Annotated in this window: 1 pseudogene; it reads left to right on the top strand. The window is 68.1% G+C overall.

What is annotated here, in order from left to right:
* Nucleotides 1-251: pseudogene (locus tag AMS65_RS19865) on the top strand (amino acid decarboxylase); the annotation flags it as partial.

Here is a 251-nt window from a genome sequence, read left to right as displayed (position 1 = left end):
TGGAGCCTCACCGTCGGAGTGCTGCTCTCAGGTCTCGTACCCGCGTTGGTGAGCCCCGGAATCGACGCGCATCATGGGATCGCCCACGGGTTGACGCCCGCGGTGCTGGATGGCGCGCTCACGCGAGAGGCCGAGGCCGGCCGTGCGGTGTCGAGCGTCTACGTTGTCTCGCCCAGTTACTTCGGGTCGACCGCAGATGTCGCCGGTCTTGCCGAGGTGGCGCACGCGCATGACGCGGCCATCATCGTGGA

It is taken from the genome of Leucobacter celer subsp. astrifaciens (assembly GCF_001273835.1).
Taxonomy (GTDB): Bacteria; Actinomycetota; Actinomycetes; order Actinomycetales; family Microbacteriaceae; genus Leucobacter; species Leucobacter celer.
This window is presented reverse-complemented; position numbering and strand designations above follow the sequence as displayed.